Source organism: Trichocoleus sp. DQ-U1 (assembly GCF_039961925.1).
In the GTDB taxonomy this organism is placed as follows: domain Bacteria; phylum Cyanobacteriota; class Cyanobacteriia; order Cyanobacteriales; family FACHB-T130; genus FACHB-T130.
This window is the reverse complement of record NZ_JAMPKB010000029.1, coordinates 52,609-71,295: the sequence shown is the minus strand read 5'-3', so window position 1 is coordinate 71,295 and position 18,687 is coordinate 52,609. Positions and strand designations below refer to the sequence as shown.

General features: G+C 44.8%; 20 protein-coding genes and 2 pseudogenes. 11 read left to right on the top strand and 11 right to left on the bottom strand.

The annotated features are described in order from the left end of the window. A pseudogene (locus NDI34_RS14405) lies at positions 1-106 on the top strand (IS1 family transposase); the annotation flags it as partial. 151 nt (positions 107-257) lie between these two features. On the opposite strand, the gene NDI34_RS14400 reads toward NDI34_RS14405, so the two are convergent. The 3 genes from NDI34_RS14400 to NDI34_RS14390 form a co-directional block, all read right to left on the bottom strand. Next, positions 258-665, bottom strand: a complete 408-nt coding sequence (locus NDI34_RS14400) for a VOC family protein (RefSeq protein ID WP_348232989.1) — start codon at positions 663-665, stop codon at positions 258-260. A gap of 121 nt (positions 666-786) precedes the next feature. After that, positions 787-1,284 carry an SRPBCC domain-containing protein gene (locus tag NDI34_RS14395; protein WP_348232988.1) on the bottom strand — a complete coding sequence of 166 codons (498 nt, stop codon included), beginning with the start codon at positions 1,282-1,284 and terminating at the stop codon, positions 787-789. Next, a complete protein-coding gene (locus NDI34_RS14390) occupies positions 1,274-1,618 on the bottom strand; it encodes a metalloregulator ArsR/SmtB family transcription factor (RefSeq protein WP_190412492.1) in 345 nt (114 codons plus the stop codon). The genes NDI34_RS14395 and NDI34_RS14390 overlap by 11 nt, the downstream gene beginning before the upstream one ends. 53 nt (positions 1,619-1,671) lie before the next feature. Between NDI34_RS14390 and NDI34_RS14385 the strand changes: the two genes are divergently transcribed. After that, on the top strand, positions 1,672-1,860 hold the full coding sequence (locus NDI34_RS14385) for a hypothetical protein (protein ID WP_348232987.1): 189 nt from the start codon (positions 1,672-1,674) through the stop codon (positions 1,858-1,860). Here NDI34_RS14385 and NDI34_RS14380 read toward each other — a convergent pair. Next, positions 1,857-3,614, bottom strand: coding sequence for a hypothetical protein (locus NDI34_RS14380; RefSeq protein ID WP_348232986.1), 1,758 nt, complete (start codon positions 3,612-3,614; stop codon positions 1,857-1,859). The genes NDI34_RS14385 and NDI34_RS14380 overlap by 4 nt on opposite strands. Before the next feature lie 459 nt (positions 3,615-4,073). On the opposite strand from NDI34_RS14380, the gene NDI34_RS14375 reads away from it, so the two are divergent. Next, on the top strand, positions 4,074-5,252 hold the full coding sequence (locus NDI34_RS14375) for an MFS transporter (RefSeq protein ID WP_348232985.1): 1,179 nt from the start codon (positions 4,074-4,076) through the stop codon (positions 5,250-5,252). Between the two features lie 280 nt (positions 5,253-5,532). On the opposite strand, the gene NDI34_RS14370 is transcribed toward NDI34_RS14375, so the two are convergent. Beyond that, entirely contained in the window at positions 5,533-6,849 is a 1,317-nt protein-coding gene (locus NDI34_RS14370) for a response regulator (RefSeq protein WP_190528289.1), read from the bottom strand. Between the two features lie 58 nt (positions 6,850-6,907). Beyond that, a complete protein-coding gene (locus tag NDI34_RS14365) occupies positions 6,908-9,289 on the bottom strand; it encodes an MASE1 domain-containing protein (RefSeq protein ID WP_348232984.1) in 2,382 nt (793 codons plus the stop codon). A gap of 568 nt (positions 9,290-9,857) precedes the next feature. On the opposite strand from NDI34_RS14365, the gene leuA reads away from it, so the two are divergent. Beyond that, a complete protein-coding gene (gene leuA, locus NDI34_RS14360; RefSeq protein WP_348232983.1) occupies positions 9,858-11,549 on the top strand; it encodes a 2-isopropylmalate synthase in 1,692 nt (563 codons plus the stop codon). A 349-nt stretch (positions 11,550-11,898) separates the two neighbouring features. Next, on the top strand, positions 11,899-12,717 hold the full coding sequence (nudC, locus tag NDI34_RS14355; protein ID WP_348232982.1) for an NAD(+) diphosphatase: 819 nt from the start codon (positions 11,899-11,901) through the stop codon (positions 12,715-12,717). Between the two features lie 114 nt (positions 12,718-12,831). Here nudC and NDI34_RS14350 read toward each other — a convergent pair whose 3' ends face one another. Next, positions 12,832-13,428 carry a Uma2 family endonuclease gene (locus tag NDI34_RS14350; protein ID WP_348232981.1) on the bottom strand — a complete coding sequence of 199 codons (597 nt, stop codon included), beginning with the start codon at positions 13,426-13,428 and terminating at the stop codon, positions 12,832-12,834. 79 nt (positions 13,429-13,507) lie between these two features. On the opposite strand from NDI34_RS14350, the gene NDI34_RS14345 reads away from it, so the two are divergent. The 3 genes and pseudogenes from NDI34_RS14345 to NDI34_RS14335 all read left to right on the top strand — a co-directional run bounded on the left by NDI34_RS14345 (position 13,508) and on the right by NDI34_RS14335 (position 15,556). Next, positions 13,508-13,705, top strand: a complete 198-nt coding sequence (locus tag NDI34_RS14345; RefSeq protein ID WP_348232980.1) for a hypothetical protein — start codon at positions 13,508-13,510, stop codon at positions 13,703-13,705. Between the two features lie 25 nt (positions 13,706-13,730). Then, positions 13,731-13,893 (top strand): annotated as a pseudogene (locus tag NDI34_RS14340) (Uma2 family endonuclease); the annotation flags it as partial. A 97-nt stretch (positions 13,894-13,990) separates the two neighbouring features. Beyond that, on the top strand, positions 13,991-15,556 hold the full coding sequence (locus NDI34_RS14335; protein ID WP_348232979.1) for an AAA family ATPase: 1,566 nt from the start codon (positions 13,991-13,993) through the stop codon (positions 15,554-15,556). A gap of 186 nt (positions 15,557-15,742) precedes the next feature. On the opposite strand, the gene NDI34_RS14330 is transcribed toward NDI34_RS14335, so the two are convergent. Both NDI34_RS14330 and NDI34_RS14325 read right to left on the bottom strand, forming a co-directional pair. Beyond that, positions 15,743-16,066: a XisI protein gene (locus tag NDI34_RS14330; protein WP_190433059.1), complete on the bottom strand. Its 324-nt coding sequence runs from the start codon at positions 16,064-16,066 to the stop codon at positions 15,743-15,745. Beyond that, the gene (locus NDI34_RS14325) at positions 16,033-16,497 is read right to left on the bottom strand and encodes a XisH family protein (RefSeq protein WP_348232978.1); all 465 of its coding nucleotides are present in this window, start codon (positions 16,495-16,497) and stop codon (positions 16,033-16,035) included. Before NDI34_RS14325 ends, NDI34_RS14330 begins: the two co-directional genes overlap by 34 nt. Before the next feature lie 22 nt (positions 16,498-16,519). Between NDI34_RS14325 and NDI34_RS14320 the strand changes: the two genes are divergently transcribed. Next, positions 16,520-16,684, top strand: a complete 165-nt coding sequence (locus NDI34_RS14320) for a hypothetical protein (protein ID WP_348232977.1) — start codon at positions 16,520-16,522, stop codon at positions 16,682-16,684. On the opposite strand, the gene NDI34_RS14315 is transcribed toward NDI34_RS14320, so the two are convergent. Then, positions 16,666-17,109, bottom strand: a complete 444-nt coding sequence (locus NDI34_RS14315; protein WP_348232976.1) for a hypothetical protein — start codon at positions 17,107-17,109, stop codon at positions 16,666-16,668. The genes NDI34_RS14320 and NDI34_RS14315 overlap by 19 nt on opposite strands. A gap of 196 nt (positions 17,110-17,305) precedes the next feature. After that, positions 17,306-17,746, bottom strand: coding sequence for a hypothetical protein (locus NDI34_RS14310; protein WP_348232975.1), 441 nt, complete (start codon positions 17,744-17,746; stop codon positions 17,306-17,308). A 38-nt stretch (positions 17,747-17,784) separates the two neighbouring features. Here NDI34_RS14310 and NDI34_RS14305 point away from each other — a divergent pair, with 38 nt between their 5' ends. Both NDI34_RS14305 and NDI34_RS14300 read left to right on the top strand, forming a co-directional pair. After that, on the top strand, positions 17,785-17,964 hold the full coding sequence (locus tag NDI34_RS14305; protein ID WP_190531074.1) for a hypothetical protein: 180 nt from the start codon (positions 17,785-17,787) through the stop codon (positions 17,962-17,964). Between the two features lie 20 nt (positions 17,965-17,984). After that, positions 17,985-18,623, top strand: a complete 639-nt coding sequence (locus tag NDI34_RS14300; protein WP_348232974.1) for a VTT domain-containing protein — start codon at positions 17,985-17,987, stop codon at positions 18,621-18,623. The last annotated feature ends 64 nt before the right edge of the window (positions 18,624-18,687 follow it).

Below are 18,687 nucleotides of genomic sequence, written 5' to 3'. Positions count from 1 at the left end.
ATCCCGATTAGTGAGAAAGACATTATCGTTCTCTAAGAAGTTAGAGAATCATATTGGTGCCGTGTGGTACTTTGTCCACTATTACAATGCATCCTTACTTGTTTAGGACTACCATTTTTAGATATGCGATCGCCACAAATTTAGTAACTGGAAAACCGCTTCCAGGCGTTGCAGTCTGCGTTAGCGATCGCTCAACCCGAAATTCCTTTCACTACCACAACGATCGACCCTTGAATGGCATTCCTCTGATTCCATTTTCAACCTTGATTTATTGCACTAGGTTCCATGTAGACAAGTTCCCAAATGTGACTATCTAAATCTTGAAACCCATGTGCGTACATAAAACCGTGGTCTTGTGGTTCATTGTAGGTTGATCCACCAGCGGCGACTGCCTTGCGAACCATTTCATCGACTTGTTCTCGGCTGTCAGAAGATAAGCAAACCAGGACTTCTGTGCTTTTGGTTGCATCACAAATTTCTTTCGGAGTAAACGTCTTAAATTTGTCGTGAGTTAATAGCATCACGAAGATGTCATCGCTGACAATCATGCAAGTCGCCGTTTCATCAGTAAATTGAGCGTTAAAACTGAAGCCAAGTTTCGTAAAAAACTCGACAGACTGATTCAGGTCTTTTACGGGCAGATTCACGAAAATTTTAGTAGTCATCTTTTCTCCCTTTGAGAGTTCATTGCATATATGGAAGTATCGGCAAGGCGACACTAATGTTCCGCTTGAGTCGTTTCACAAAAGACCACCAGTTGACCGTCTCATGGGTGGTAAAGGAGACTCAAGCCGTCGCCAAGAACTCATCAAGGCAGTCAAAGCTGGAGTTCCACCCACCAATAACCCCCATCTCCTCATGCTTCCGGCGGTCTTCGGCAGACTCATGCACAATGCGGAGTGTGAGCTTGGTCTTGCCGTCCAAATCCTCGAAAAGCACCGTCATCACCATTCCCTTTGGCAGATCGGCATTCACGACCTTTTCAAAGCCTTCATCAAATTCATCAGTGGTAACAATCCGTTCAAGAGGCACGATTTCGCGGAAGACACCTTTGCCTGGGTACTCTGTGCCGTCTGGGCCAATCATGACGTAGCGAGATTTACCGCCTGGACGCAGATCCAGCTCAGTCACCTTGGTCGTGAAGCCTTTCGGCCCCCACCACTGCGCTATGTGTTCCGGGTCAGTCCACGCCTTGAACACCAGTTCGCGGGGCGCGTTGAAGACACGGGTGATGACGATCTCGCGATCGCTTTGAGCATCAATGGAATCATTTTTATTGCCCATCTTGTTTCTCCTGGGTTTGTAACTCGTGCAGGTAATCATCCAGCCGATCAAGTCTCTCTTCCCAAAATTGGCGATATTGCTCGATCCAATCCATTGCGTCCTTGAGTGGCTCCGCTTTGATCTGGCAGGGCCGCCATTGAGCCTCCCGACCCCGCGCGATCAGTCCGGCACGCTCCAGCACCTTGAGATGCTTGGAAATGGCAGGAAGGCTCATCTCAAAGGGTTCTGCTAACTCAGTCACCGATGCCTCACCCTTGGCGAGGTGAGCTAGGATTGCACGCCGGGTGGGATCGGCAAGGGCGGCAAAGGTGACGCTCAGTTGATCGGAAGACACTTTTATTTAACCGTTCAGTTAATTAACTACAAAGTTAAATAAATTGTCCAAGAATGTCAAGTGCTGATTTAAGCGATCGCTTGAACTCTTACATTGCAGTAGGGTATCCCTTGACAGTCACTGCTACGCCGGGATTGAAGCAGGGCTGGATTTGCAAGATGCCCAACGGTGAAATTGTGCGGCGGCAAGTAGCTTTTGCATTACCACCGAGATATCCCTACCGTCAGATGAGGGGGGATTAAGTGACGTCTGGTGCAACTGAAATTCGCCTTTGGAACCATCTATTTTTCTTGGCACATATGGGGCACCAAGTACCAAAGAACACATTATTCGGTCTAGCATTCCATTGATGCCCTTCCTGACACTCCCACAGGAGAGGAGTGATACTGTTAATATATTCTTTCGATAAACATTTTCCACCACGAGCAGCTGCTACAGAACGCATATCTTGAATATCTCTACCCCTGCCAAGACATTTTGGGCACCAACTACCACTATTCTTTACATTATTTGGTGCTGCTCTAAACCGATGGCCTTCGGCACATTCCCATTCTAAATGCTCAAATATCCCCAAATATTTCTTGGAAATCAATATTCCGCAACGTTCTAGTGCGATAGCTTGTAGTTCTCCTAATTTATTAGGACAGTATACTGTTTCTAGATCAATCTCTTTGCTATGAAAACCAGGAGGTAGTGAAATATTATTTTTTAATAGTTCCTCACAGATAAAGGATTTGACATTGTTAACACCAAGCATTTCTAAAATTGATGGAACTTCTATAAGAATTATTCCATTATCTCTACATAAATCTTGTTTTCGTTGATCGTTATTTTTAATTTTTTCTAACTTGCTTTTGGATGAATGAAAGTATTTAACGTTATTGTAATGTTGTGTTCCCTGATGCTCAAATGCAATCTTTAGGGATTGAGAATAACCATCAAGTTCCATTTGATGTCCATCAGAAGTTCGGAGCCAACTTGGTCTAGCTTTTTTGAAAGGATGCCCCAAAAGTTGTTCAAAAAATTCTCGACAAATACGCTCCCCTAAACCAGCACTGCAAATAGGGCACCACCCTCCTCTGAAAATTACTGCTGGAACTGTTTCCCAGCGATGTCCTTCTCGACACTCCCATACAAGTTTTTTGTTAACTCCTTCATAAGTAGTTGATAAACATTTTCCTCCACGTTCTGATGCAAGACTTTGCATCTCTTCGAGTGTCTTTGCTTGGTTTCCTGCACAGACAGGGCACCACTTTCCTCCATTGATAATATTGTCAGCATTAGCCATCCATTGATGACCTTTAGCACACTCCCATAATATGCTTTGTTTAACATTAATAAATATTGGAGATAGACATCGACCGCCTTTATCAATGGCAAATGTTTTCATTTCTTGTATCGTGTGGCTTTTACGTTTCTCCGCACGATTTTTTTGAGCGCATACAGGGCACCATCTACCATACTTTATGTGGTGTGCATCTGCCTCCCAGATGTGACCCTCTGAACACTGCCAGGTTAACTTCTTGATAACACTTTCAAATTTAGATGATAGGCACAAACCTCCAAACGAGTTAGCTAATTTCTGCATATCTTCGATGGTATGTCTTCTTCTATTTTTATCACTATTGGCACGCCCGCATACTGGGCACCATCTACCTAAAGTTTTAATATTTTGTGGGATCGCTTTCCATTGATGTCCTTGTTCACACTCCCACAGGTGCTTGGTGTTCATGCCTAAGAAGTGTTCAGATAAACAACACCCCCCATGTTTACTTGCTAATTCCTGCAAATCTTGAATATTTCTTCTTCGTCCAGCACAGAAAGGACACCAATTGCCTGCTTTGAGGTAATCTCGGCAAGATTCAAACTGGTGTCCATGCTTGCATTTAAAGAGTAATTTATGACTGGAGTTTACATATTCATTAGAGAGACAGCAACCATCATGTTGTCTTGCAATTTCACGCAACTCGTCGAGAAATTTTTCTTTATTTATCATCTAGCAGACTATCTATACCAAGAACTATTGAATGTCCTACCGACTACTTCCATGTACGACCTCACCAACAGCTTAAGCCACCTAACTCATGATTGGGGAGTTCCTGTGTGTCCAACTCCCCAAATTGGGATGTTATCTAGATTTTCTTTATATAATATCCCAACCGCCTCAGTAGTATTTATGTATTGCTGCGAACTTTTGAGCCTGTAGAGCTTCTACATAGCCAAAACAAACTGTCTTCTGATATGCCTACAATAGGCTACAGACGTATTTGTAAGCCTTTTCTTTACCCTTCGCTTCTATGATTTTCCCTCCCTGGTAAGCTTCTAGAACCGAATTCAACGCACGATTCGCCTTACAACTAAGGCGGAGAGTCTGTTCGTGGATTCCTCCTCCTTTCGCCAACGCCGTGAAGATGTTGCGCTGGTGTTCAAATTTTGAGGATGGGAGAATTTTACGATGTCATTGGAGAGTAAAAACAAAACGACCAGGACTGTCATTTTATTAACGATTATCTTCTTGGTCATTGAGCTATTAGACGAGCTGGTGGATGGAGTGCGGGGTGCTGCTTATCCGTTGATTCGCAATGACCTGCATCTTTCCTATGTGCAAGTGGGGCTGTTGCTGACGATACCTAATACGATCAGCAGTTTGATAGAGCCAATTCTGGGAATCTGGGGAGATATTGGTCAACGACGGCAATTGATTTTGGGGGGAGGTGTTGGGTTTGCGATCGCATTACTCCTCATCTCTCTTAGCGATAACTTTTCGTGGTTATTAGTCGCCTTTGTGCTGTTTTATCCGGCATCTGGTGCCTTTGTCAGTCTTTCCCAGGCGACACTGATGGACATGGAACCGACGCGCCACGAGCATAATATGGCACGGTGGGCATTGGCGGGTTCGCTTGGCAATGTCCTTGGACCTTTGGCTTTAGCGGGTGCGATCGCATTCCATCAAAGTTGGCGGAGTGTGTTTTTACTATTGGCGGTATTGACGGGATTACTTGTCGGAATGTTGTGGCAGTATCCAATCGCAACTCCAACGGCATCCTCTGATATTGATCAACCCACGCACAGCTTCAAAGATGGCATCCGTTATGCTATCCAAAGCTTAAAACGAGGTAACGTGTTGCGTTGGTTAACGTTGTTGCAATTTTCCGATTTAATGCTGGATGTTTTGAGTGGCTTTTTAGCACTGTATTTCGTTGATGTCGTGGGTGTAAACAACACACAAGCGAGTTTCGCTCTCACAGCCTGGTTGGGGTTTGGCTTATTGGGAGATTTTCTCCTGATTCCCTTACTCGAACGAGTGCAAGGACTTGCTTATTTGAAGGTTAGCGCTATCCTTGTTTTGTGTCTTTATCCAGCTTTTTTGCTTGTACCCAATATCAATCTCAAGCTGGTCATTCTTTGCTTTCTGGGCCTCCTTAATTCCGGATGGTACTCTATTCTCCAGGGGCAATTGTACACAGCGATGCCGGGGCAGAGCGGAACCGTCATGACGCTCAACAACCTGGCAGGTTTTGTGGGGGGGTTAGCTCCGTTTACACTGGGTTTGGTTGCTCAACAGTATGGTTTGCAGCCGACGATGTGGATATTACTTGCAGCACCCATTGCCTTACTAATTGCGCTTTTTTAAATCCTTTACCACTGGCAGGCGTTGCATCCATTTCGCACTCTTGCCACTGGTAAAGAATAGGATTGTACCAACGGGCGTGTATTTGCAATTTAGGGGATGTTCCCGTTACCCACAGCTCAACTGGTTAACACGATCGTTGATCGGGCGATCGCTATCCAAGAACTACAAGCTGCTCTCAAAATTATTGCCACCTTACAGCAGCAGTTTCACTAATAATTTTACAGTCAAAACTAGAGCTGATTGAGGGATTGATTCATCTAATCTAGTTTTAAAGACTAGATTACACAATCGGAAGCGTTACCACAAACTCTGTGCCTCGTCCCCATTCAGAATTGACTTCGAGCGTTCCTCCGTGCTTTTCAACAATAATTTGATGAGCAATCGTTAATCCTAAACCTGTTCCTTTTCCAACAGGTTTAGTCGTGAATAGATGGTCAAAAATGCGTTGCTTGATATCTTTCGTCATCCCCATGCCATTATCTGCAATTCGGACTGCAACCTGATGTTCATCTTTCATTTCGGTTTGAACAATAATATGGTTGGGATTTTCTTTAATCGCTTCATAGGTGTGACCCAAGTTCGCTTCTTCCACTGCGTCGATTGCATTTGCCAAAATATTCATAAATACCTGATTGAGTTGTCCTAAATAACACTCAACTTTAGGAATTTCACCATAATTTTTAATGATTTGAATTGCTGGACGATAATTCTGAGCTTTCAAACGATGTTGCAAAATCATCAAGGTACTCTCAAGTCCCTCATGGATGTCAACTGATACCTTGTAATCTACATCAGCACGGGAGAATGTTCTAAGGGATGTACTAATGTTGCGAATTCTATCGATTCCTGTATGCATAGATAAGAACATTTTTGGTAAATCTTCTAGAAGATATTCAAGATCAATCTCTTCCGCTTTTTGTTCAATTTCTATGCCAGGATTTGGAAACTTGGCTTGATAAAGACGTATATAATCAACCGCATCTTTAACAGCAAGACTCGCTTGCTCTAAATTGCCATAAATACAACCAACTGGATTATTAATCTCATGAGCAATGCCAGAAACTAACTGACCAATTGTAGACAGTTTTTCATTTTGAATTAATTGCAATTGTGTTTTTTTTAGTTCTTGTAACGTGCAGGTTAGTTCGGCTGTGCGTTTTTGAACAATTTCCTCAAGTTCTTGCTTTTGTTGTTCAAGTTCTAAGCTCAAACGGCGAATTTTTAAATGGGTTTGAATCCGAGCAAGTGCCTCTTCATGACGGAAGGGTTTTGTAATATAATCTACTGCTCCTAAATGTAATCCCTTCACTTTGTCTGTGGTATCTGTCAGCGCCGTCATAAAAATTACTGGAATGTTTTTTGTAGACGGATCGAGCTGCAATTTACGGCAGGTTTCAAACCCATCAATTCCTGGCATCTGGACATCTAGCAAAATCAAGTCTGGCGGATAGTTCTTAGCTTGCTCAATTCCACTAAAACCATCCATTTCTACCAAAACTTCATAGCCAGATGAACCCAAGGCGTTATATAATAATTCTAGATTAGTTGGATTATCATCAACCACTAAAACGATTTCGCGATCGGAATTAAATAACATTTTATAACTGCTCCTTTTTTGACTATTGGTTTATTCATGAAGATAAAATACGGGGCAATTAACCTACAGTTTCTATAAGAAATTTGCGAATTTTGTGAATATTAAATTCTTTCACTAACAAACTTAATTTGTTGGCAAACGGCTGATAACTTTCATCTAGTTGGGCAAGTCTTTCCAGTTCTTGTTGGATGCCTTTGATTTGTCCTCGCTTGGCATATTCCAGTAGGCTCGACAGTTCAGATAGGGGTGGCACAGCAAGTTCGGTTGGGGTTGCGTTTGCGAAGGGCGTTGCGATCGCACGTTCAATAGGTTTTGCATCGGCATAGATCCAGTCCAGGTGCAGATGTTTTGCCAAGAGTCGATATAGTTCCTCGACTTGCACGGGTTTAGCCAGAAAATCGTTGCCGCCTGCGGCAAGGCTTTTACGGCGATCGGCATCATACACGCTTGCCGATGACACAAGGACTGGCAAATCTTTTAACGTTTCTGACTGGCGCAGCAGCGCGAGCAAATCCCAACCATTCAGGGTAGGCATGATCAGGTCAGTAATGATTAAATCTGGTTGAACTTGATGCGCCTTCTCCAACCCTTCCCGTCCGTTGCTGGCTTCAATGACGGTGAATCCCAACGGTTGCAGCAAGTTAACCATGACCGAGCGATTTTCCCATCGATCGTCCACAATCAAAATGCTTTTGCGATCGCCCGAATAACCAGAAATTCGCCCCCTGGAAATGTTGCTTACTATTGAGTTCGTCGAGAAAGCACACTCGATCTCAAACTCAAAGGTACTACCGACCTTCGGTAAGCTCTTAACGTAGATGTCCCCTCCCATGAGTTCGACAATTTTTTTGGCGATCGCAAGTCCCAATCCAGTCCCCTCCGCTTGTCGCTTGGTATCGCCAACCTGCTCAAAGGGGAGGAAAATTTGCTCTAGTTGTTCGGGTAACATCCCAATACCCGTGTCTTCAACCGCAAAGCGAAGCTTCGCGAACGCTGGTTGCAGCAGATTTTCAGTCACCTCCACTCGGAATGTCACGCTACCGGCGTCGGTGAATTTAATCGCATTGCCCAAGAGGTTCAGCAACACTTGCCGCAAGCGTTTCTCGTCAGTTGCGATCGCTGTGGGCAAATTATCGGGTGGCTGATAAATGAACTGAATGCCTTTTTGCTCGGCGCGAATGCGGCAAATTTCCTCGACTCCTTGCAGGAAGCCAGGTAGATGTAAATCGCTCAAATGCAGTTCCATCTTACGCGCTTCGATTTTAGAGAGATCGAGTACGTCTTCGATCAGCGTTAGCAAATGAGAGCCGCAATTATAGATAATGTCGATGCCGTGTTGTTGCTGTTCGGTAAGATTGGGGGCAGCAGAAAGAACTTGAGCATATCCCAGAACACCGTTAAGGGGAGTGCGTAGTTCGTGGCTCATGTTGGCAAGAAATTCACTTTTAGCTTGGTTGGCAACTTCGGCAGAATTCTTCGCCTCATTGAGTTCAGTCGTCCGTTCTTCAACTCTTTGCTCTAATTCATCATTCGCTTGCCGAAGTTTTCTTTCTGCCTTGCGGTTTTCATTCGTCACCGCAGAGATGACAAATGTGGTGATAGCAATGACACAAATAAACGATTGCAGCAGGATCAGCGATTCGTTGGGAGTGGCTTGTTTGGCGAACGAGCCGAAGCCGCGAACGGTTCCAAAAACTGCGATCGCTGACACAATTAGCACGAGTAGCGTTGATACCCGCGCTTCAAACCGAAATGCCGCCCAAATCAGGGGGGGAATTACCATGTATTCGATTGGGTATCCTCCCGAAAAGGCAATATGATCGAGCGCGATTACCCAGACCAATACAAATACAAATTCGAGAATTTGTTGCTTGTCGAATTTTTTAAATTCAGATTTTTGCCACCATGCCAGCAATAGGGGTGTAACGACCAAAATTCCCGTGGTGTCTGATGCCAACCAGGTTCGACACACTTCTGCAAATGCTGTCCAGGGCGCAATCCCACTGGTGCAAAGCGTGACGGCAGCCAAGAGGGAACTAATCAGGGGGGTGGGGATGGTCAGGATGATAAATTTAAAAACATCTTGCGATCGCTCTAAAAAATTGTGGCGTTTGATATAACGATTAATTAAAAAAGTCCCGCTGAATGGAGTGAGCAGGTTGACAGCGGGAATAATCAGACTGATTAAAAGATTGTTTGGGAAAAAAAGAATATGACTAACAATGAAATCACTCACAAATAAAATAGGCCAGACGCGATAGCCTAGTAGCAGCATCGCTGCCAAAAAGACACCGAGTGAAGGCCAAAATACGGAGGCACCATTTACAAAGGTCGTGGATAATCCTACGTATCCTAAATAGAGGTGAACAATCGGAATTACCAGCGCTGCTGTCAAAAAAGTGCGATCGAGTTTAACTGGGAATTTCTGCGTTATCGACATCGGCTGCATTTCCTGTCTCCGCGCACAGACCATAAGAGCAGCAAACTTCTAGGAAGGCTGCTACCTTTATAGTTCCCAAATTAAATTTGAAGTTAACAGCGGGTGAGATCGAGTTGGTGCTCGTGCGATCGCAAGTTGATTGGCGTTATGTTACCAAAGTATGTCCATCTGAATATTGACCCTTGTAAGGTCTAGGGCTAATATATCCATAGTTTATTGTCTCAATCTCATGCTTCCACGGCAGCAATCTCTACACTACTCCACTAGCCGACTACTAGGGCTAGGGCTGCTGCTGCGCCTTGGGCGCAAATAATTTTTTACCACTTAAATCAAGTTTTTCCATTCCAAGCCTAAATCTCCTTGCCTACGCGGGCAAGTGCGGCATTGCCATTCATTCACCAATTTTTTTGGAGATTTTTATGCGACTTCATACAGCACTTGAGATGTTACTGCGACTGTTGGTGGGTTGTCAGGATTGGTCTGCGTCGCAACCTGGCAACTCTTGGTTTAACTCGATTGCGATCGCCACAGCATCTCACAAACACCAAAAATATAGGAAATATCGATCGTGTTGAAGCATCCCGGAACCAAATATCGTTCATTTGCCCCCATTAACTTACCAGACCGCACTTGGCCCTCGAAAACCATTACCCATCCTCCCATCTGGCTGAGTACCGATTTGCGCGATGGCAATCAGGCACTAATCGAGCCGATGCACGTTGAACGCAAGTTACGTCTGTTTAAGCTTTTAGTCGAAATTGGGTTTCAAGAAATCGAAGTTGCATTTCCCTCCGCTTCACAAACTGACTTTGATTTCGTCCGCCGCCTAATCGAGCAGCAATTAATACCCGATAACGTCACAATTCAGGTTTTAACCCCTGCCCGCGAACATCTAATTCGTCGTAGCTTTGAAGCATTGCAAGGTGCAAAACGAGCGATCGTGCATCTTTACAATGCCACCTCTCCAGTCTTCCGCCGCACCGTCTTTAATCTCGATCGCGCGGGTACTATCGAGATGGCAACATCCGCAGCGCAACTGATGAACGAACTTGCAGCAGCGCAACCGGAGACTGATTGGTATTTCCAATACTCTCCAGAAACCTTTACGGCGACTGAACTGGATTTTGCTAAAGATATTTGCGATGCCGTTCTGGATGTTTGGCAACCCACACCGCAGCACAAAGCCATTATCAATTTGCCTGCAACTGTTGAAGTGGCAACGCCTAATGTATTCGCAGATCAAGTCGAGTGGATGCATCGTAACTTGGCGCGACGGGATAGCGTAATTTTGTGCGTCCATCCCCATAACGATCGCGGGTGCGGCGTTGCAGCAGCAGAACTGGCGCAGATGGCAGGTGCGGATCGAGTTGAAGGCTGTCTGTTTGGCAATGGCGAACGCACTGGAAATGTGGATCTGGTGACGCTGGCGCTGAACCTCTACACCCAAGGCATCCATCCCGGTTTGGATTTTTCTGATATCAACATGGTGGCGAGAACGGTGGAAGATTGCACGCAATTGCCAATTCATCCCCGCCATCCGTATGTTGGGGATTTGGTATTTACTGCCTTTTCTGGTTCTCACCAAGATGCGATCAAGAAAGGCTTGGCGGTACAGGAATCGGATGGAATCTGGGAAGTTCCGTATCTGCCACTCGATCCAACCGATGTGGGACGCAGCTACGAATCTGTGATTCGGGTGAATAGCCAATCGGGTAAGGGTGGCATTACTTTCTTGCTAGAACGGGATTACAGCCTGGTATTGCCCCGCAGGTTGCAAATCGAGTTTAGCCAAGTGGTGCAAAAGGCAATGGATGCTTCCGGGCAGGAAATGTCTGCAACGGATCTGTGGAAGCTATTCGAGCAAGAGTATTTGCACGCAGTATCCCCGTTTAAGTACCTCTCTCACCACTTGTCGGAAACAGACGGCGATGAACAAGCGATCGCAGTATCGCTAGAGATGAACGGGAAACGCATCGCTCTAACCGGAAAAGGCAACGGCCCTATTGATGCATTCCTAAAGGCGCTAAATCTTGGCATTCGCATCGATCGTTATGACGAACACTCACTCAGCCAGGGTAGCAATGCGTCTGCGATCGCTTATGTTGAGGTTGCTGGCGATCGCTTCCCAGGTTCTTTCTACGGCGTTGGTATCCATTCCAATATTGTCACGGCATCATTACTCGCTGTTCTGGGTGCGGTTAACCGTGCTTGGCAGCATAGTGAATTCAGAAACTCAAACGCAGATATTACAGGGGTTTGAGTCGGTTCAAGCCTGATTCTTGAGTAAGAGCGATCGCCGATCCACTTCAATATCTGTCAGAAGGTGTATAGCAAAATTATGTCTTTAGCAACATGATGTAAGTGTGAGGAGTGAAAGTTATAGCGAAAAGCCCTTGGAGTCGAAACACGGAAAGACGCCCTTGGGCTTTTTAGCGTTTTTTGGCTAAAACTTGCCCCGCACGGCTACGAATTACACATCGTATTATCGAAAACTGGGTATAAAGTCCCGCCCCGATCGGGCGGCTTTTTGTATGATGCTGTATGCGATCGCAATGATACGATGAAGGCGACTGCCTCCGGCAGGCTACGCGATCGCACTCTACTCGGATATGTATCGAACTTTCATCCCTGGCATTGCTCCACCTCCAGTACAATCTGAACCTGCGTGGTGGTTCGCCTTTGTCGGGAATCAGCTGTTGGTTCGACGGGAAGGGACACTCAGCACAATTCCCACCCTCATCAGTTTGGCAGAGATTGGCTTGGTGCCCGTGCGATCGCAATTTCTCGGCACGTTGGACGATAGACCTTGTTACTCGGCGGAACTGTCGAAAGATGCGGTGATAGCCGATGGCATGACTTTGCAAGGACTGCGCGAATTGTATGGCACTTTAGACGAAGACTTGTATGCGCTCAGCAGTCGTGCCATTCAGATTATGGAATGGGATCGCACCCATCAGTATTGCGGACAGTGTGCGGCTCCCACAACCCAATTACCCAACGAACGTGCCAAGCGTTGTCTGAAGTGTGGGTTAGTCAATTATCCTCGCCTCTCGCCTGCGGTGATTGTACTTATTTCTCGTGGTGAGGACATATTATTGGCTCGTGCTTCTCGGTTTCCGGCAGGAATGTACGGTTTGATCGCTGGATTTGTCGAACCGGGAGAATCACTCGAAGAAACAATTGTGCGCGAAGTCCGGGAGGAAGTTGGCATAGAAGTCAAGGATATTCGCTATTTCGGTTCGCAACATTGGCCTTTTCCGAACTCGCTGATGATTGGATTCACCGCCATCTATGCCAGTGGCGACATTATCATCGATCCGCAAGAATTGGAGGATGCTGCTTGGTTTAGTAAAGACAACCTACCGTTGATTCCTCCTAAACTGAGCATCGCCCGAAAACTTCTCGACTGGTTTGTTTCTACTGATTAAGCAATTCGAGTCTGTAATAAAAGAAGCGATCGCACTGTTAATCCTCTACATCCAGAGTGTGCGATCGCTATTGGCAAAAATCAAGACATTGAAATAAGTTCAACAATAATATCTTCAGGTGCTTACCTCTACTGACTCAAACTCAACTCTGTCATATATATCGGCAAGCGTTATTTGGAATGGAAGGGAGTTTAGAGATATTATTTCATTAGCATCGTCATACTCAGAAAATATCCAGCGTTTTTGCTCGGTTTTAAAGTATTGCTCAATGTGCATGGTGTATTGGTCAATTAAGAGATACTCTTGAAAGCTGGGAATGGTACGATAGGCGGTAAATTTTGCGTCTTTGTCATAGCTTCTAGTAGATGCTGACAACACTTCAGCAATCATTAACGGGTTAGTAATGGTGTCTCGCCGTCCTTCTTGTAATTGCAACTCACCCTGAACTACCATGACATCTGGATAAGTATAGATACGTTTTTTAGGAATCCAGAGCCGTTGGTCTGTAAAGAAAACGTCATAGGGCTGGCGCTTGAGCGCAAAATTTAACGCAGCATAGAAGTTACCAGCAATTTTGTTGTGATTGGGGGTTCCGCCAGTCATCAGGGCAATTTCACCATTGATATATTCATGCCGTTTTTCTGAGTTAACCTCAAACTCAAGATATTCTTCATCTGTGTAAACTTTTTTATCTTCAGCTTGCATAATCATTGTTTCTAGGTTCGCAAATTACACTATTTGGATAGGCCTTTTGGCTAAGTCGGTAAATAAATTATGACAAACTGAATGTTTGGTTATTGTCCCAGTTTCAATCTTGCGCGATCGCACTGTTCATTCTCTACATCCAGAGTGTGCGATCGCATTGAGCATGGTTCTAGGTCAAAGTAGCGATCGCATCCTGTGCCAGGATATCCAGTGGCAGTCGCGTCATCTTGTTATCCCTGTTTTGGGGATAACGGGAGGTGATCTCTCCTACGTTAAGATGTGAGAAATCGGTAGCCAAAAGGGTTGTTATGAGCCAACTACAAGCGAAACTACCAACCGATACCTGGGTGAATGCAACTTGGGACGAATACCTTCTAGCACTGAAACATTGATTTAGACGGTGACGACAACTGCACCTACCGTAAAACAGGCTGTGAGGAAGTGCAACCGGATGTCTCGTTTTATTTGGGTTCCCTGTAGAACTGCTAAGAGAGGTAAACCTGCCATTTTTTGAAAGCTTATATAATTGTGACTGTAGCTACTGTTGTGTTTATACTAAGCTAACTATATGTGGGTTTCCGAAGTCGAGTTAAGTAACTTTAGAAGTTTTGCTAGTGCAAGTATTGGATTATCGAAGGGAATTAATTTAGTCATTGGTCCTAATAATTCTGGTAAATCAACACTACTGAAATCAGTAGCCTGGATACAACAAGGCTCAATTTTATCTTCTACTGATCTACGGTTATCTCAAAAAAATGGATTTGTTAAGATAAAATTAAATGACATTAAACAATTTTTTAATCATAATCCTCATTTAGATAAGACACTTAAAGTTGATTTTAGGTTCCCTGATAATATTAGGTTAGAAATTTTTGACAGTTATACTGATCTTCAACAATCAGTCACCAATAAATCACCAATCTTGACAAAGACAAACATTGGTTTTTACTCCCACTCAATTCCTAATCAGGAACCTGATAATTTCATTTATCCCTATCTCTCAAGAAGAAAGGTTGCCTCTTATGAAGAACTGGTTAATTTAAGTTCTACTTCTTCCGTTAGAGGGAATTTTTCAAATTTGTATGCCAAGATAGATCGTATTTCTAATCCTGAAATGCCTGCAAATAAACAATACGTTCAGGCATGTAGAGACATACTAGGATTTCAAATAACAGCAATACCTTCAGCAAACGGCAAAAAGGCTGCTTATGTTGTAAGTAATTTTGAGAACATACCCTTGGAAGCGATGGGAGAAGGTATTGCTAATTTAGTTGGGCTTATTGTGGATTTGTGCGTTGCTAACAACCAGCTCTTCCTGATTGAGGAGCCAGAAAATGATGTCCATCCGAAGGCACTAAAGAAACTCCTTAAACTTATTGCTGAGAAAGCCGAGACTAATCAATTCATAATTACAACACACTCGAACATAGTTGTGAAGTACCTGGGTTCTCAATCCGAGAGTAAATTGTTTCGAGTAACAATGGAATTTGAGGAGCGGCTTCCCACCTCAAGGATTGAAGAAGTCGGTAATTCATCAGAGGCTCGTTTGCATGTTCTTGAGGAACTAGGCTATGAATTTTTCGATTTTGACATATGGTCTGCTTGGTTAATCCTTGAAGAGTCAACAGCAGAAAAAATTATTAGAGAGTTTTTGATTCCTTGGTTTACTCCAAAATTGAAAGACAGACTCAGGACATTTTCAGCTCGTTCGGTGAATGAAGTTGAGACCAAATTTGAGGATTTCAATAAGCTATTCGTTTTTTTACATTTACAGCCTATTTATAAGAATTTAGCCTGGGTTGTCATAGATGGAGGTGATGAGGAAAAGAAAGTAATCGAAAGATTAAAGAGGACTTATACCAGCAGTGGATGGGGAGAGGATCATTTTTTACAGTTCAGTGAGCATGATTTTGAAAGATACTATCCTAAAGAATTTCAATCAAAGATAGATTCTGTTTTGCAGATGCCAAATAGTAAATATCGACAGGAGGGCAAAAAGACTCTTCTTCACGAAGTAGAAACCTGGATTAAAGAGAATCCAGAGTTGGCTAAAACTGCTTTCAAAGAATCAGCTTCAGAAGTTGTTCAAATGCTTCACAAAATAGAGTCTACGTTAGCCTCTTATAAGGAGTAAATCTAGTAAGATAGGCAGTGCCAACAGAAGTTTACTGATTATCCCGATTTTTCGTCCTAAGTAGTTTTTTAGTGCTGAGTGAAGTGCAAACACTCCCTCCAGAACAAGATAGCCTTGTCGAGGCTGAATTGAAAGTAGCCACAGCCCGAACCGCAGCTTTGGTGTAGCTATCATCAGAGTCTAAGTTTAAGCAGTTGCAGCAGTTTGCTCTTCAGGGAGAAATGCCAGAACAATTCGCTCTCTTGGAATACCTGCGGCGATTAGGTCTTTGGTGATTCCCTGTTCCATCCCGTCATACTCCACCCAAACCTTACCCTCACGCAGAGTCACATAAATCAAATTTCCCCTAACTCGTCGTCCTCTATCCCAACCCACTTGCATCAGTGCATAGCGGTTTTGCGTGTCGTCAAATACCGTGTCGAGACGAATATCACCGTGAGAAGGCTTGAACTGGGCGTATCGTTGAATTACTTGCTTTACAATGTCCCGTTCTTGAGTGGTGGTATCCATTGCTTCACCTCTTGCTCCGCTACATCTACAATAAGCAATTTCATCGGTAACTCACGCATCACCAACTCACCAATCGGTTCGCTGAAAATCCCGTCAAAAGTTGTGTCTGCAATAGCGAGATACAATTCACGATCTGGATCGACCTGTTCAAGTAGAAGTCGATAAAGAACGTATTGACCAATCGCTTGCTCCAAATCAGCAATTGCCGAGGTGCCTCGAAATTCCTTAATCTCAACTGCAATTCGACTACTACCGCGTTTCGCACCAATAAATCGCCCTGCAATACCGCTTACGGCATCTAAACTTGCTGCTAAGTCGATAAACAGAAATCGCTCACCATAGGATATAACGTAGGGATCGTCCGTGATTTCCCAACCCTCTTTGATGAGAGCTTGCCTGATGATGTTATGGATCGCATCTCGTTGAGGCATGACTTAATCGGTCACAAGCCGCATGACTAGCTTATGGTACGCTACGCGAACTGACTTGTCAGCGCAACACGATCGCATCCTTGCTAAGTTTTCGCTGCACGTAGACAGCAGTGCGATCGCATCCTCAAACAAATGCAAGCGATCGCTCTTGGTGGAAGATTTCCTGTCTTATCTTACGCTCACCTGACGCTTGAATACTGTCTCGCTTAACCAACCACTATTCGGGTATTGGTGGATTACTTCAACTTGGTACTTGCCAGGGGTAAGCTTGTTAAGAGTAGCTTCATAGCGGAAATTGCCGACCATGAGGATACATCCACCAGTCTCACGTGGACGGATGGTAACGCGCACTGTTACTTTCTTGCCTTTGCGTTCCGCCGCACCGCTGAGCTTCTGGCAAGGAGTTGAGGCAGATAAGTCTGTACGAACCGTAATATTTCCCGCACCACCTTTTGCACTCACCAAAGGACGTTCTAACACTTGTCCAGGCGTACCCGGCTGAACGATGAAACGAAACCAGTCAGCTTGAGAAGGGGTGTTCGTTGAGGACACATTTAAGGGATTGGACGCCAAAAAAGAAGCGAATACACTGGCGAGTAGCAGAGTCTTCATGGTCGGTTGCTATTAATAAAAGGAAAAAGATGGGAGCGTGCGATGCTTTAACCTTTATGACACTCAGCATCACTTCTCAGTTCCCTTCAACAGCGATCGCCTCCATCACCCGCACTTGCGATCGCAACCTCAAATAAACTTGCGCGAACTGACTTGTCAGCGCAACGCGATCGCTCTTGGTAGAAGATTTCCTGTCTTATCTTACGCTCACCTTACGCTTGAATACTGTTCCACTTGGCCAACCATTATTCACATAATCGTGGATTACTTCAACCTGGTACTTGCCAGGGGTAAGCTTGTTAAGAGTAGCTTCATAGCGAAAATTGCCGATTGTAGCGATACATCCACCCTCAGGTTGACGGATGGTAACGCGCACTGTTACTTTCTTTCCTTTGCGTTCCGCCGCACCGCTGAGCTTCTGGCAAGGATCTGATGCAGATAGGTCTGCACGAATTACAATACTACCTGCGCCACCTTTTGCACTCACCAAAGGACGTTCTAACGCTTGCCCTGAGGTACGTGGTTGAGCAATGAAACGAAACCAGTCGGCTTGAGAAGGCGTGTTCGTTGAGGACACATTCAAGGGATTAGACGCCAAAAAAGAAGCGAATACACTGGCGAGTAGCAGAGTCTTCATGGTCAAGTTGCTATTAATAAAAGAAAAAAGATTGGAGCGTGCCATGCTTTAACCTGTATGACACTCAGCACGACTTCTCAGTTCCCTTCAACAGCGATCGCCTCCATCACCCGCACTTGCGATCGCAACCTACAAATAAACTTGCGCGAACTGACTTGTCAGCGCAACGCGATCGCTCCATCACGGTGCCATCAATTTCATGCAACCATACCAAATAGGTTTCGAGTAGTTGAGCCGCATGAAATACAACTGGATCAAAATTCTGCGCTGGTTTGCGATTGGAGTTCTCATTACTTTAGCAATCTGGCTGCTCAACAAATATGGGATTGAGCAAGTTCGAGAACAGGTGGATCGGTTTGGCATCTGGGCACCCGCGATCGTGTTTGGGCTGCGCTTTACCAGTATCATCGTGCCAGTGCTTCCAGGTACTGCTTACGCGATTTTAGCAGGAGGTCTGTTTGGGTTCGCTCAAGGATTGCTAGTCGTTGCGTTGGCAGATTTAGCCTCCTGTACGTTCAATTTCTATATTGCTCGTCGTTACGGACGGGGTTTAGTAGAGCGATTTGTCGGTCAGCAATTTATGGAAAAAGTCGATCGCCTCGCTCAACAACATTTAGAAGGCAACTTTTTCCTGATGACGGGTCTTTTGATGACCGGACTGTTTGATTTTGTCGCTTATGCTGCCGGAATGACCAGAATGAGTTGGCAAAGCTATTTCTTAGCTCTCGTCGTCAGCATTCTGATTGCCAAACCGCTTTGGGTCGCTGCTGGTGCTGGAATCTTTGAAGGCAGTCAGTTACTCTTAGGCTTTGCGATCCTCGGAGCATTCGGCATCGGCATCGTCACCGCTATTGTCCAACGCCAGTCGAAGCAATGACGATCCGCTAGGTGCTGAATGGCGGCGATCCGATAAACGCGATCGCATCCTCGAACAAACTTGC